Raw genomic sequence first — 14,059 nt, 5'->3', positions numbered from 1 at the left:
AAAGCAAAACGCCCGCGTCATGGCGGGCGTTTTCATCGAAGTATTTGCCTGTTTTTCGATCAGAAACCGTGGGCGGTCCGAGCGAAGCTGCGGATCTCGTATTGGGTGATCCCGAGATCTGCCAGTTCGCGCGTCGTCATCCGCTCCAGTTCGGCAACCGTCCGACGGTAGTTGCGCCAATTCGTCAAAGTGCGTTTCACGTTCATGATGGTCCCCCTTTCCTGGGCTTTCGAAACGGCGGCCGGTTGGTGGCGCCCTCTTGTTTCGATGCGTTTGTTATACGCGCGAAGACCGTCTTGAAGTAGCACTCGATTAGCAGCACACCCTTGCCAAATGAGCAGGGATTTTTGTGATCTCGGTCAAAGCAACCGCGCTAAAAATAGGCATACCTGAAAGAATTAAGCTCAAAAAACTCGCATCAATTTTGCGAAGCCTCGCTGCGGGCATGCCGCGCGCGTATGCCTGCTGCAGAAAAGGAAAAGGGCCGCCGAGGCGACCCTTCCATGAAATCTGGTCCGTTCAACGAACCCGGCCCGTCTCTCGACAGTCCGAAAGAAGATGTGGTTCAGGCCGAGGGCTGCCCCGTCAAGACCGCCACCTTTCCATTGCCCGTTACGCAGACCGAAATCTCATTAGACATTGGATCACCTTCCTTTCACTACGTTGACGATGACTAGAAGGTAGGTGTCATACGCATGTCTTGCAAGGCAAGTTATGTAACGCTGCGCGAATATAAGTGCTTTGCAAAATCACCGATCCCGGCTTAGCATTCGCAAGCCTGAACCGGATTGTGATTCCTTCAAGCCACCTTTCCTTCCCCTATCTTCAGAACAATCTTGCCGATATGGCTGCTCGTTTCCATCAGCCTATGGGCTTGCGCAACCTGATCGAAGTCCAGCACCGAATGGATGACCGGGGCGATATCGCCCTGTTCCAGCAGCGGCCAGACTTCGGTGACGAGATCATCGCGAATGGCGCGCTTTTCGTCTGCGGTGCGCGGCCGCATGGTCGAGCCGGTCACCGTCAGGCGCTTGACCATGATGGGTCTCAGATCGATGGCGTCGGTCTTGGCTCCCCCTAAGAAAGCTATGATCGACAGACAGCCATCCTTGGCCAGCACGGAGAGATTTCTCTCGAAGTAAGCCGCCCCGATCATGTCGAGCACGACATCGACGCCCTGCCCTTCAGTCTCTGCCTTGATGACTTCGGCAAAGTCTTCCGACTTGTAGTCGATCGCTCTCGTGGCGCCGAGCTTTTCGCAGGCGTCGCATTTCTCCTTAGATCCGGCCGTTGCATAGACGGTTGCGCCAAAGGTCCTGGCAAGCTGGATTGCGGTCGTGCCGATGCCGCTTGAGCCGCCATGGATCAGCACGCTCTCACCCTCGGTCAGGCCGGCCATCTGGAAGAGATTGGCCCAGACGGTGAAGAAGGTTTCCGGCACGGCAGCCGCCTTGACCGCATCATAGCCCTTCGGCCAAGGCAGAGCCTGGCCGGCCGGCACTGCGCAATATTCTGCATAACCGCCGCCATTCGCAAGCGCACATACCTTGTCGCCTACCGAATATTCCGAAACGCCTTCTCCGAGGGCCACGACTTCGCCGGCGATCTCCAGCCCGAGGATCGGGCTTGCATCCTTGGGCGCTGGATAATTGCCCTGACGCTGCGCCACATCGGGGCGATTGACGCCCGCTGCCTCGACCTTGACCAGAATTTCGCCGGAACGCGGTTTCGGCAGCGGCCCGCGGGCAACCACCATCACGTCGGGGGAACCGAAGGACGGCAGGTCGATGAAACGCATCTCATTGGGAAGCGGCATAAAAGTCTCCTGTCAGCATGAGACCACTGACTTAGGACACGACCTCTGCCTTAGAAAGGGACCGGTGGATGTGGCCGGTCACTTTGTCTCACCAAAGGACGAGAAGACGAGACCGCCTTCGCTCTCCTTGGCAGTTGCCTTGACGGATGCGATCTCGACGCTGATGCGGCCGATATCATCGAGAAGCAGGCCCTTGGGCAGCTCCAGAACGCCGATAGAGCAGCGCAGCAGCGGGAAGTCCCGTTCGCGGCCCGAGCGGTCATGACCGCGGATCCTGCCGGAGGCTCGTTCTTCTTCGGAATAAAGCTCTATCACATCGCCGTGAAAATCCGACAGCAGGCGCTCGAGGATTTCGTCCAGCTCCTCGCGTGTCCAATCGCGGATGCCGATGAAGAAGTCGTCGCCGCCGATATGGCCAAGGAAGTCACCCTCCGAGAAGAAGTAACGCTTCATCAGCGCGGCAAACAGCGAGATTGCGTGGTCGCCCTTCTGGAAACCGTAGTGATCGTTGAACGGCTTGAAATTGTCGAAATCGCAATAGCAGAAAAAGCGGCTTTCCTCGTCGTCGCGGCCAGCTTCCTGCATGAAATCGCGTACCGCGCGGTTACCCGGCAGGCTAGTCAGCGGGTTCTGATCCTGCGCGATCTTCAGCTGCTTCTCGTTCACCACCTTGATGAGAGATGCGGCCGAGACGACGCCGGCATAACGCATGTTTTCGGTGAGGATGACGCAGGCACTGTTTTCCATGTTGGCAAACAGGCTCATCAGCTCTTCCGCCTCGGCATCCAGCCCGATGATCGGGGCGCGCTCGACGAAGTGAGCGATCGAGCGTTCATAGACCTTGTTCTTCAGAAGGTCGCGACCGAAGGGCTGATAGATGAATTCCTTCAGGTGGTATTCGTTGATGACGCCACGCGGTTCGCCATTGGCGTTCAGGACCGGAAAGAATGCCTGGCGCGGATTGCGGCGGAACAATTCGAATACAGAATCGATCGCGTCATTCTCGAAAACCGTCGGCAGTCTTTCGATCTGCTTGCGGATGAGGATCTCGTCCAGCGACTGGCTGGAACGGCGCGCACGGCCGATATCGGCAAGATGCGGAAAGGCCGGCTGCAGTTCGGTCAGGAAGGTCGTCGGCTTGGCGATGAAATAGCCCTGAACGAGATCGACACCATATTCACGGCAGGCCAGAAATTCGGATTCCGTCTCGATGCCCTCGGCAATGACCCGGATACCGAGCGTGTGGGCGATGTTGACGATATTCTTGACCAGATGGCGCTTGCGCGGATTGCGGTCGATAGCGGACACGAAATGCCGGTCGATCTTCAGGTAGTCGACGGGGAAGTCACAGAGCAGCTTCATCTCGCCGTGACCGACACCGAAATCGTCGATGGCGAGCTTGAAGCCCGCCTTGCGCATATCGGCCACCAGATCGGCAAATTCCGGTACGCTGGTGTTGTCGAAGCGTTCGGAGAATTCGAAACAGACCGAAGAAGGTGCGATCTCGGCCGCCCGCAGATGGTGCAGCACTCTTTCGAGGAATTCATGCCCCTGACGGATCAGTCGGACATCCAGATTGAGAAAAAGCGTGGCTGACGAATAGTCGGGAAGCGTCGCGAATTTGGCGAGCGCGCGGCCGGACATCATCTGCTCGAGCGCCAGAAGCTGGCCTGCCTGCTGGGCCTCGTCGAGCAATTCCGGCGGAGAGGAAAAGCCGATCCGTTCATGGCCACGCAGCAGGGATTCGTAACCGAAGACCGATCCTGTCGCCACTTCGACAATCGGCTGGAAGGCGTTTTCGAGAACTAGTTTCCCGAGGGTAACAAGCTGGTCGCCTGCATATCGCCGGACAACACCCGGTTCGAGAACAGCCGCAGACGACATACGCATTACTCCACTGCACGAGCGCTTTTCAAAATGCTCGAAAAAAGGCCTTAAATGACGTTGCGCAGGTTGCGGCGCTACCCGTCAACAATCCGTTGCTCCTCTATGAAAATCGCATGAAGGTTTTGTGACGACCTTCCGGTATTTGCTTAAAATTCAATGAATTACGAGGGATTATCCGATGTTTGGACAGTGTGCAGCAAGTGCCGGCGCGGAGGTTGACCAGTCTTGGACAACAGGTCCGACTTTAGGGAAATGCCAAGCACTGCCAAGCTGTTAACCGGCCAGCCTGACGCAATGACGGGACCGTCAAATGCCGCGATCACACTGATGGCAAACGCTACCCGCATTTCCGATGACTATCCAAATCTGCTGCGGCACTTGGTAGCGTCAATCGCGCGGATCAGACTGCATGATTAAGTGGCCGGGCGCGTTCAATGCGCTCTACGCATTTGGGATAGCGCGTTTCGCAATCATCGCTTGATCGAAAACAAGATCGAAAATAACTCCTTACATTGCCATTCCTGCCTACAGAGGTCCTGCCGCGATCATGTACCGCCCGAACTTTCTCATCATCATGGTCGACCAGTTGAATGGCACGCTGTTTCCCGACGGACCGGCGGAGTGGCTGCATGCGCCGCACATGAAGGCACTTGCCGCGCGCTCGGCGCGGTTTGCCAACAACTACACGTCCTCGCCGCTCTGTGCCCCTGCCCGCGCATCCTTCATGGCCGGGCAATTGCCGAGCCGGACGCAGGTTTACGACAATGCCGCGGAATATGTATCGTCAATCCCGACCTATGCGCACCATCTGCGCCGCGCCGGTTATTACACGGCACTTTCGGGAAAAATGCATTTCGTCGGGCCGGACCAGTTGCACGGCTTTGAGGAGCGGCTAACGACCGATATCTATCCGGCCGATTTCGGCTGGACGCCGGATTACCGCAAGCCGGGCGAGCGGATCGACTGGTGGTATCACAATATGGGATCGGTGACCGGTGCAGGTATCGCCGAGATTTCCAACCAGATGGAATATGACGATGAAGTGGCGTTTCTGGCCAACCAGAAGCTCTATCATCTGGCGCGAGAAAACGATGACGCGAACCGACGCCCTTGGGCGCTGACGGTCTCGTTTACCCATCCGCACGACCCTTACGTGGCGCGAAAAAAGTTCTGGGATCTCTATAACGACTGCGAGTATCTGATGCCGGATGTCGGGATGCTGGAGAGCCAGGATCCGCATTCGCAGCGCATCCTGAAATCATGCGATTATGCGAGCTTCGACATTACCGAGGAAAATGTGCGCCGCTCGCGCCAGGCCTATTTCGCCAATATCTCCTATATCGACGAGAAGGTCGGCGAGCTGATCGATACGCTGACCCGCACCCGGATGCTCGACAATACGTTCATCCTGTTCTGTTCCGACCATGGCGACATGCTGGGCGAGCGCGGATTGTGGTTCAAGATGAACTTCTTCGAAGGCTCCGCGCGTGTGCCGCTGATGGTGGCGGGACCGGGCATTGCCCCTGCCCTGCACAAAGCTCCCGTTTCCAATCTCGACGTGACGCCGACGCTTTGCGACCTTGCCGGGATATCGATCCGCGAGATTGCGCCGTGGACGGATGGCGAGAGCCTGAAGCCGGTGATCGATGGCGGTGAACGGACATCGCCGGTGCTGATGGAATATGCGGCCGAAGCGTCCTATGCGCCGCTCGTCGGCATTCGCGAGGGCAAGTGGAAATATATCCATTGCGAACTCGATCCAGAGCAGCTTTTCGATCTCGAAGCCGATCCGAAGGAGCTCACGAACCTTGCGGGCGACCCGGCTCATGCCGAAGTTCTCGCCGGTTTTCGCGCCAAGCGGGATGCCAAATGGGACATGGCGAAATTCGACGCCGCCGTGCGCGAAAGCCAGGCGCGGCGATGGGTAGTGTATGAAGCGCTGCGCAACGGCGCCTATTATCCGTGGGATCACCAGCCTTTGCAGAAGGCCTCCGAACGCTACATGCGCAACCACATGAACCTCGACAATCTGGAAGAGTCCAAGCGCTACCCCCGTGGGGAGTAAGGCGCATTGGGCGGAGACAAGAGTATGAAAGCACAGCCGAAAGCCAGCCACTTCATCGATGGCGAATATGTGGAGGATACCGCAGGCAGCGTCATCGAGAGCCTTTACCCCGCCACCGGCGAGGTGATCGCAAGGCTGCATGCGGCAACGCCGGCGATTGTCGAAAAGGCGATCGCAGCGGCCAAACGCGCCCAGCCGGAATGGGCGGCAATGAGCCCGACGGCGCGCGGCCGAATCCTCAAGCGTGCCGCCGAAATCATGCGAGAGAGGAACCGCGAGCTTTCCGAACTGGAAACGCTCGATACCGGCAAGCCGATCCAGGAAACGATCGTCGCCGACCCGACTTCGGGTGCCGACAGCTTTGAATTTTTCGGCGGCGTGATCGCGGCGGGCATGAACGGCCAATATATTCCACTCGGCGGCGATTTCGCCTACACGAAGCGGGTGCCGCTCGGCGTCTGCGTCGGTATCGGCGCCTGGAATTATCCGCAACAGATTGCCTGCTGGAAGGGTGCGCCGGCGCTTGCCGCCGGCAATGCCATGGTGTTCAAGCCGTCGGAAAACACGCCGCTTGGCGCGTTGAAGATTGCCGAGATCCTGATCGAAGCCGGTCTGCCGAAAGGGCTTTACAACGTCATCCAGGGTGACCGGACGACCGGGCCGCTGCTCGTCAACCATCCCGATGTCGCCAAGGTTTCGCTCACCGGTTCGGTGCCGACCGGCCGCAAGGTAGCGGCGGCGGCTGCCGGCCAACTCAAGCATGTGACGATGGAACTTGGCGGGAAATCGCCGCTGATCGTGTTCGACGATGCCGATATCGAGAGCGCCATCGGCGGGGCGATGCTCGGCAACTTCTATTCGACCGGACAAGTCTGCTCCAACGGCACCCGCGTTTTCGTGCAACGTAAGGTGAAGGACCAGTTCCTGTCGCGGCTGAAAGAGCGGACGGAAAAGATCACCATCGGCGAACCGATGAATGAGGCGACGCAGATGGGGCCGCTGATCTCTTTCGACCAGCGCCAGAAGGTGTTGAGCTATATCGACAAGGGCAAGACGGAAGGCGCGACGCTGCTTACCGGTGGCGGCATTCCGAACGATGTGACGGGGGAAGGTTATTACATTCAGCCGACCGTCTTTGCCGATGTGACCGACGAGATGACCATTGCGCGGGAAGAGATTTTCGGCCCGGTGATGTGCGTGCTGGACTTCGACGACGAGGACGAGGTGATCGCGCGGGCGAACGCCACTGAATTCGGCCTGTCGGCGGGGGTATTCACCGCCGACCTTTCGCGCGGGCACCGGGTGGTGGACCAACTTGAGGCCGGGACCTTGTGGATCAACACCTACAATCTCTGCCCGGTGGAAATTCCCTTTGGTGGATCGAAACAGTCCGGTTTCGGACGGGAAAACTCGCTTGCGGCGCTTGAGCATTATTCCGAGCTGAAGACGGTCTATGTGGGAATGGGCAAAGTCGAGGCGCCGTATTGAGGATTGAGCGGCTATTTGCTTGGTCGCTTACCCTTCTTTTGCAGCGTTTCCCCTAGCGGTGTGTCGGGTGACTTCGTCTTGCTCGGCTGCAAAGCTTTATGATCGGCGAAAAGCAACTGGCGCTCCGCCTGCACCGTGTCACCATCTGCGGCAATCGTATTGATCGCAATCCTCGCTCCGTGACGGCCGCGCCGATTAGATTGCGCTTTAAACAAAGGGATATTCTTTCGGGATGATTTGCTGTTCTCTCCGGAGTCGTTCCGGCCATCCTTCTCCAAAGACAATTGCTTGTCGCGAGGCGGCGACCGTCGCTCGCGTGTCTTCTGATCACTCATTGCATAACCTTCAGTTCAGCCCAACCTTGAAATCATACTGCCGCAATTGAAACAGCCAGGCCGCGTCAACCACTCTAGAACCGTCATCATAGCAGTTCGAGGATATTCATGCAGGCAGATTTCGTCATCATCGGTTCCGGCTCGGCAGGGTCTGCAATGGCTTACCGCCTCTCGGAGGATGGCCGGTATTCGGTTATCGTCATCGAGGCGGGTGGGTCGGACTATGGCCCGTTCATCCAGATGCCGGCAGCGCTGGCATGGCCGATGAGCATGAAGCGGTACAATTGGGGTTATCTCTCCGAACCCGAACCCAATCTCAACAACCGCCGCATCACCGCGCCGCGCGGCAAGGTTCTGGGCGGTTCATCCTCGATCAACGGGCTGGTTTACGTGCGCGGCCATGCGGAGGATTACAACCGTTGGGAGGAGCTTGGCGCGCGAGGCTGGTCCTATGCCGACGTGCTGCCCTACTTCAAGCGGATGGAGCACAGCCATGGGGGAGAAGAAGGCTGGCGTGGTACCGACGGGCCTTTGCATGTGCAGCGCGGGCCAGTGAAGAACCCGCTCTTTCATGCCTTCATCCGGGCGGGTGCCGAGGCAGGCTTCGAAACGACCGAGGATTATAACGGCTCGAAACAGGAGGGTTTCGGGCTGATGGAACAGACGATCCATCAGGGCCGCCGCTGGTCTGCCGCCAATGCCTATCTGCGGCCAGCGATGAAGCGGAAGAATGTCGAGATCGTCTATGGTCTGGCGCAGAAGATCGTCATCGAGAATGGACGAGCGACCGGTGTCGAGGTGTTGCGGCGCGGCGTGCCGGAAGTCGTTAAAGCCAACCGCGAGGTGATCGTGGCAGCCTCGTCGTTCAACTCGCCCAAGCTTCTGATGCTGTCAGGTATCGGGCCTGCGGCGCACTTGAAGGACATGGGTATCGAGGTGAAGGTTGACCGCCCGGGCGTCGGCGCCAATCTTCAGGACCATATGGAATTCTATTTCCAGCAGGTCTCGACCAAGCCGGTTTCGCTCTACTCCTGGCTGCCGTGGTTCTGGCAGGGGGTGGCGGGGGCGCAATGGGTGCTGTCCAAGGGCGGCCTTGGCGCCTCCAACCAGTTCGAAGCCTGCGCCTTCCTGCGCTCGCAGGCCGGCTTGAAGCAACCGGATATCCAGTATCATTTCCTGCCGGTGGCGATTTCCTACGACGGGAAAGCTGCCGCCAAGAGCCACGGCTTTCAGGCGCATGTCGGCTACAATCTTTCTAAATCGCGTGGCAACGTAACCCTTCGTTCGGCGGATCCGAAGGATGATCCGGTCATTCGCTTCAACTACATGAGCCATGAGGAAGACTGGATCAAATTCCGCCATTGCGTGCGGCTGACGCGCGAAATTTTCAACCAGAAAGCATTCGACGACTATCGCGGACCGGAAATCCAGCCCGGTGAAAACCTGCAGTCAGATGACGAGATCGACGCTTTCCTGCGCGAGCATCTGGAAAGCGCCTACCATCCCTGCGGCACCTGCCGGATGGGAAGCGCTGACGACCGACAAGCTGTCGTCGATGCGGAATGTCGCGTCATCGGAGTGGAAGGCTTGAGGGTCGCGGACAGTTCGATCTTCCCGCACATCACATATGGCAATCTCAACGGGCCTTCGATCATGACCGGCGAGAAGGCGGCAGATCATATCCTCGGAAAAGTTCCCCTGCCCCGGAGCAATCAAGAGCCCTGGGTCAATCCGCGGGCAGCACTCAGCGACCGCTGATGCAACCCGTCTCACCCTTTGGTTGCGCAGGAAATTGTTGCAATCTTAAATAGCGATAATATTCTCGCCTCAGTCAAAAGTTGGGGGCGAATCATGATGAGCAGGATCCTGGCGCTGGCGCCGGAAGAGTTTGTGCGTGCGCTTGCAAAGCAGTCGTACGTCTGGCGCGGAAGCGGCGGTTTTGCAGGAAAACGCCACCGGCGAGATCTCAGAAGGCGCTGGATCCGCCTTTACAAGAACAAGCGCGGCATCCAGTCGCTTGCCCGGTACAGTCGCCCGGAGATTGGTGGGCTTACTGCGGATATCGAGGTGTCGCCCAAATCGTCCGTGATCATTCTCCTTCCGGACAATCGCTATCTGGACGAACAGAGCGACAAGGCCGGTCCGGGTTCCGAGAACAAAATCATCTTGCCGCAAACGAGCCAGACGGATTCCCGCAAACAATTGCGGCGGCTGATGCATGTGGCGATGACGTCCCGATCGCAAACGACACTGGATCTCATCAACGCCTCCAACACCTATCGGCAGGCTCTGCCCGCGGTTGCGCGGGTTAGCCGCGGCGAGCGACTGTTTCTGCGCGGGGTCTATCTCGAAGCGCTGGGAGCGGTGATCCTGCCTCGACTGGAACAGCCGATGATCGATATCCTCGAGGAACAGGGCGTCGAGGTCGTTCCAAACTCGGAAATCCTGGTGCATCCGCCGGAGATCCGGGAGTTGCAAACTTCACCCGACTTCTGGCACCGTCGCATTCTTCCCAATCGAGGCGAGCTTCCCCAGGCATACCGGGGCAACGGCATCTCCATCGGCCTTCTGGACACAGGCATCGATGTCGATCATCCTGAATTTTCACACAGGAAAGGCGACCATATCGTCTACCGGCAGTTCGACCTCAACGGCGTCGAAGTGCCGGGCGCAAGCCCGCGGGATTTCGGCAGCCACGGAACACATGTGGCAGGCATATGCGCCGGCCAGAACGCCGGCATATCACCGCAGGTCCATCTCTCGGTTGCGGCCGTGCTGACGGAGCAGTCGGAGAACGGGGGATTGCGAGGCTACTTTGCGCAGTTGCTTGGCGGCCTGAACTGGCTCGTCAACGAAGCCGGCCCTCAAGGCGACGGCGTCCAGATCGTCAACGCATCGCTCGGCACACGAAACCTGACCCGAGAGGATATCAGCAGCCTTTACAAGGCGATCGGCAACGCTGCCGACCAGGGCGCGGTGGTCGTGGCGGCAATCGGAAACAACGGCAATCTGGGTATGGGCAACCATTGCTTTCCCGCCAAGCTTGAGCATGTCGTCGCCGTCGGGGCGATCGACAGGGACGATCGTGTCGCCGCCTTCAGCGACTGGGGGTATTCCTACGGCGATAGAGCGCGGCAAGCCCCGAGCAAACCGAATATCGTAGGACCGGGCGTGGATATACACAGTGCTCTGGCCGGCGGCGGCTACGCCTCCATGAACGGCAGCTCGCTCTCGGCGCCATGTATTTCATCAGCTCTGGCGCTCATTCTTGAGAAGTATCCGGAACTCACCGGCCAGCCTCGACGTTTGACGGAAACGCTGATGGAGTTTACTAGATGTAATCAAAATTGGGCCAATATAGCCCCAAGAGTGGGGCGTGGCTGCATTGACCTGGAAGGCCTGCTGCCATGACGCCGGCTCTTCCATCGAAAGGACTGACCATGCTGAATGCCAGAGTCAGGAATATCGTTTCGAACTCGTCGCCGCAGGACTCGATCGTTTTCATCGTCGAAGTGAATGCCGATCAGGAAATGTCTCAGGCCCGAGAGATATCGGATATCATGGCCCGCAAGGCGGCTTTGCGGGAAGTTTCATTGCGGGCCAAGGCACCGGTCATCGATGCCTTGAATGCCTATGAGCCGCTCGGACTGAAGGTCGTCAACCCCATGAACGGTTCGCTGCAATTGATCGCCCAGGGACCCGCAGCCGCCTGGGAACAGGCGATCGGCGAACATTCGGACCTGTTCGACGGACAGCAGGTCGATCTCCTGCCCAATGAAGCAAGCTTCGCGGCGATCTAAAGCACGCCGCGATGTTTCCGTTTCGCCTGCCGTGGCAACAACCGAATTTCACTGTCACATCACTGACAGAAGCTGGCTCAGTCGATCAACGATGAGTTGATTGAGCGCGCGGTAATCGCCGTCGAAATGATGACCTCCCTTGCGCGGCTGTATGTCGACACCCGGGATTTCACCCAAATCCGGGCAGGCCGTATCTTCTTCCTCAAGCCCATAGACGCACTGGATCTTAAGAGGCTCGATCGCTCTTAAGTCATCCACCGGATCACCATGCTTGCCGGCACCGGCATAACCGAGCCATCCGGTGACGGCGATTTCGAAATCGGCCTGATGCGACAGTGCCAGCAGCGACATGAGACGAACCGCATCCTGGTCATCTTTCGGCAACAGCCGGTAAGTGGCGGGCAGAATGTTGGCGCCGAAGGAATAGCCGATCAGAACGACATTCTCGACATTCCAGCGCTGGCGGTAGGTGGCGATGATGCGGGAAAGGTCGGCTGCCGTCTGTGCCGGCGTCTTTTCGTTCCAGAAATAGCGCAGGGCATCGACGCCGACGACCGGGATTCCCTCGTCCTTCAGATATGCCGCGAGTTTCTGATCGATATCACGCCAGCCGCCGTCACCGGAATAGATGATCGCCATCGTATTGCGGCGCGGCGCGGCCTCGATCGGCACAATCGGAAGGTCCAGCGGAGAACCGGTGGCCTCAGCGGCTGTCATCACGCTGCGTGAAACTGCAAGCAAAGCTTCCTCGGAAGCCTCGTCATCCGCAGTCACCTCGATGTCGGGGTGGGTGCGTTTCAGATCTTCGACATGCTCGCGCCCCGCCTTTGCGGCTTCGGGCGTGAATACGACGTCGATATCGTTCGGCAGCTCGCCTTCGGTCAGGCCATAGCGCATACCGCCATCGACCTGATTTTTCGGCGCCGGCGTGCAGAGTATTTTCGACAGGGCGATCGACGGATCCGGGTCGACCGCCAGCGTCGCGCCGATGGTGGAGAACGGTGTCTGGGCGGCAATCGCCAGAGCCAGTGATCCGCCGGCGCCGATGCCTGCCACAAGCGGAGCGCGATAGGTCGTCATGTCCCGGTCGCGATGGATCTGGCGGCTCAGTTCCTCGATATCGGAGACGAGATAGAGGCAGTCCCGCTTCTCTTCGCCAAGCCCGGCATAATAGTCGGGCAGATCGACGCCGACGACTACAGCACCATCGGCTGTCAGCGCATCCGACATGCGGTCTTCTTCGCGGCCCCAGCCATCGGCGTCCGACAGAAGCACGACGATGCCTTTTTCCTGCACCTGCGGGTCGCTGATGCGGGAGGTCGGCAGGCTGACGATTTCATTCTGAGCGAACTGCATGTGATAGAGTTCGACGGCACCGGCAACCAGCGTGAGCGCTGCAACGATAACCGGCAAAGCCCTCATCTGCGCAAGATCCCGCGCAACCCGCCGCCGATCAGCATCGTCACATCGAAGATGGAAGCGAGCGGAAGACCGCGGCCCGAAACGACGAGATAACGCGGCTGCCAGACCGGATCGAACTTCGACTTGAAAGCCTGCACGCCGCGGAAATTATAGAAACGCTCGCCGAACTCGAAGATCTCCCGGCCGAGCCGGTTCCACAGCGGCGCATAGTGATGATCCGCCAGGCCCGCGAGAGGCGCCATGCCGAGATTGAGCGTGCGGAAACCCCGCGCCTTCATATGCTCCATAATGCGCACGAAGAGCAGATCCATCATTCCGCGATGCGTCTCGGGAATGTGGCGCATGAGGTCGATGAAGGCATCGCCATGCTGCCCGGCTTCGAGAATGTTTGCAAAAGCGACGATGCGCCCTTCCAAGCGGATGATCGCCACCGGGCATGCCTTGACATAGGCTAGATCGAATGTGCCGAGCGAAAAACCCTTCTCCGAGGCATTGTGCGAGGCAAGCCAGGCACGCGAGACCGAGAGCAGCTCGTCTATGACCTCGGGCACCTCATCGGGTGAAAGCATGGAGAATTCCAGCCCGTCGCGTTCGGCGCGATTGATCGAGCGGCGCAGTTTCAGCCAGGCACCGCCCTTGAGGTCGAAACGGGTCAGGTCTACCACTGCCTGCTCGCCGAGCTTGTATGGACGCAGGCCGCAATCAAAGGCGTGCGGCAGGAAAGCTTTCGAAACCTGATAGAAGACCGGTCGGCTGCCTTGATGACGCGCCGTCGCCATGAACTTTTCAAGCAGGTTTGGCCACAGTTCCTGCGGGCCGACAGGATCGAACAGCGCGACCAGCGAGTGGCCGTGCCGGGCATACATGACAAACGCCTGCTCGCAATCGGAAAACAGGATCTGCTTGTCTCCGAGCCGGACAAGACCCGCGCTGGCATTCGGCTGGTTTGCAAGAATGGCCAGCGCCTTCGCCATATCTTCCGGCGGGGGGCCTTGCCGAAGGGCGCGCCCTCTGGATTGCGCTTGGCCAGCGCCGCGCAGAAAGCGCCCGAACAATGGCTGACGAGATGCCGAAACCGTATCGACTACAGCTTGGGATAGCAGCTCATGCTGCTTCTGTTGGCAGGTTTCATCGACATGAGCCGACATTTTAAGCCTATTAAAGACGTTGAACCGCAATTGCCTTAGCGTATTTGTATTTATCGAATCTTACGCCTTAAAGATGTAGCGGCTGCGACACATGAGCC

General features: G+C 58.7%; 11 protein-coding genes. 5 read left to right on the top strand and 6 right to left on the bottom strand.

Going from position 1 to position 14,059, the window contains the following annotated elements; translation table 11 throughout:
* Nucleotides 1-59: 59 nt before the first annotated feature.
* The 3 genes from JZX87_RS05365 to JZX87_RS05355 all read right to left on the bottom strand — a co-directional run bounded on the left by JZX87_RS05365 (nt 60) and on the right by JZX87_RS05355 (nt 3,700).
* Complete coding sequence (locus JZX87_RS05365; protein ID WP_148144014.1) at nt 60-206, bottom strand: DUF1127 domain-containing protein; 147 nt, start codon at nt 204-206, stop codon at nt 60-62.
* A gap of 593 nt (nt 207-799) precedes the next feature.
* Nucleotides 800-1,816 (bottom strand): NAD(P)H-quinone oxidoreductase, encoded by a 1,017-nt coding sequence (locus JZX87_RS05360; protein WP_206824334.1) that lies wholly within the window; start codon nt 1,814-1,816, stop codon nt 800-802.
* A 78-nt stretch (nt 1,817-1,894) separates the two neighbouring features.
* A complete protein-coding gene (locus tag JZX87_RS05355) occupies nt 1,895-3,700 on the bottom strand; it encodes a bifunctional diguanylate cyclase/phosphodiesterase (RefSeq protein WP_502711295.1) in 1,806 nt (601 codons plus the stop codon).
* A 550-nt stretch (nt 3,701-4,250) separates the two neighbouring features.
* Between JZX87_RS05355 and betC the strand changes: the two genes are divergently transcribed.
* Together betC and betB are read left to right on the top strand one after the other, a co-directional pair.
* On the top strand, nt 4,251-5,768 hold the full coding sequence (gene betC, locus JZX87_RS05350; protein WP_206824331.1) for a choline-sulfatase: 1,518 nt from the start codon (nt 4,251-4,253) through the stop codon (nt 5,766-5,768).
* Between the two features lie 24 nt (nt 5,769-5,792).
* A complete protein-coding gene (betB, locus tag JZX87_RS05345; RefSeq protein WP_206824330.1) occupies nt 5,793-7,256 on the top strand; it encodes a betaine-aldehyde dehydrogenase in 1,464 nt (487 codons plus the stop codon).
* 11 nt (nt 7,257-7,267) lie between these two features.
* Here the strand turns inward: betB and JZX87_RS05340 are convergent, their stop codons facing one another.
* Complete coding sequence (locus JZX87_RS05340) at nt 7,268-7,591, bottom strand: hypothetical protein (RefSeq protein WP_206824329.1); 324 nt, start codon at nt 7,589-7,591, stop codon at nt 7,268-7,270.
* 108 nt (nt 7,592-7,699) lie between these two features.
* Here JZX87_RS05340 and betA point away from each other — a divergent pair, with 108 nt between their 5' ends.
* The 3 genes from betA to JZX87_RS05325 all read left to right on the top strand — a co-directional run bounded on the left by betA (nt 7,700) and on the right by JZX87_RS05325 (nt 11,391).
* Entirely contained in the window at nt 7,700-9,349 is a 1,650-nt protein-coding gene (gene betA / locus JZX87_RS05335) for a choline dehydrogenase (protein WP_206824328.1), read from the top strand.
* A 93-nt stretch (nt 9,350-9,442) separates the two neighbouring features.
* Entirely contained in the window at nt 9,443-11,002 is a 1,560-nt protein-coding gene (locus JZX87_RS05330; protein ID WP_206824326.1) for a S8 family peptidase, read from the top strand.
* Between the two features lie 29 nt (nt 11,003-11,031).
* Nucleotides 11,032-11,391: a hypothetical protein gene (locus JZX87_RS05325; RefSeq protein ID WP_206824325.1), complete on the top strand. Its 360-nt coding sequence runs from the start codon at nt 11,032-11,034 to the stop codon at nt 11,389-11,391.
* Between the two features lie 54 nt (nt 11,392-11,445).
* Here the strand turns inward: JZX87_RS05325 and JZX87_RS05320 are convergent, their stop codons facing one another.
* Both JZX87_RS05320 and JZX87_RS05315 read right to left on the bottom strand, forming a co-directional pair.
* Nucleotides 11,446-12,813 carry a virulence factor family protein gene (locus JZX87_RS05320; protein WP_206824324.1) on the bottom strand — a complete coding sequence of 456 codons (1,368 nt, stop codon included), beginning with the start codon at nt 12,811-12,813 and terminating at the stop codon, nt 11,446-11,448.
* Complete coding sequence (locus JZX87_RS05315) at nt 12,810-13,787, bottom strand: GNAT family N-acetyltransferase (RefSeq protein ID WP_246435925.1); 978 nt, start codon at nt 13,785-13,787, stop codon at nt 12,810-12,812. Before JZX87_RS05315 ends, JZX87_RS05320 begins: the two co-directional genes overlap by 4 nt.
* Nucleotides 13,788-14,059: the final 272 nt, after the last annotated feature.

The organism is Agrobacterium sp. Ap1, assembly GCF_017313375.1.
GTDB classification, from domain to species: domain Bacteria; phylum Pseudomonadota; class Alphaproteobacteria; order Rhizobiales; family Rhizobiaceae; genus Neorhizobium; species Neorhizobium cellulosilyticum.
This window is presented reverse-complemented; position numbering and strand designations above follow the sequence as displayed.

Excerpts from the sequence above, each read along its gene's own strand:
- JZX87_RS05330 (WP_206824326.1), top strand. The coding sequence starts at position 9,443 with ATGATGAGCAGGATCCTGGCGCTGGCGCCGGAAGAGTTTGTGCGTGCG.
- JZX87_RS05315 (WP_246435925.1), bottom strand. The coding sequence starts at position 13,787 with ATGGCGAAGGCGCTGGCCATTCTTGCAAACCAGCCGAATGCCAGCGCG.
- betB (WP_206824330.1), top strand. The coding sequence starts at position 5,793 with ATGAAAGCACAGCCGAAAGCCAGCCACTTCATCGATGGCGAATATGTG.
- JZX87_RS05325 (WP_206824325.1), top strand. The coding sequence starts at position 11,032 with ATGCTGAATGCCAGAGTCAGGAATATCGTTTCGAACTCGTCGCCGCAG.
- JZX87_RS05365 (WP_148144014.1), bottom strand. The coding sequence starts at position 206 with ATGAACGTGAAACGCACTTTGACGAATTGGCGCAACTACCGTCGGACG.
- betA (WP_206824328.1), top strand. The coding sequence starts at position 7,700 with ATGCAGGCAGATTTCGTCATCATCGGTTCCGGCTCGGCAGGGTCTGCA.
- JZX87_RS05360 (WP_206824334.1), bottom strand. The coding sequence starts at position 1,816 with ATGCCGCTTCCCAATGAGATGCGTTTCATCGACCTGCCGTCCTTCGGT.
- betC (WP_206824331.1), top strand. The coding sequence starts at position 4,251 with ATGTACCGCCCGAACTTTCTCATCATCATGGTCGACCAGTTGAATGGC.
- JZX87_RS05320 (WP_206824324.1), bottom strand. The coding sequence starts at position 12,813 with ATGAGGGCTTTGCCGGTTATCGTTGCAGCGCTCACGCTGGTTGCCGGT.
- JZX87_RS05355 (WP_502711295.1), bottom strand. The coding sequence starts at position 3,700 with ATGTCGTCTGCGGCTGTTCTCGAACCGGGTGTTGTCCGGCGATATGCA.
- JZX87_RS05340 (WP_206824329.1), bottom strand. The coding sequence starts at position 7,591 with ATGAGTGATCAGAAGACACGCGAGCGACGGTCGCCGCCTCGCGACAAG.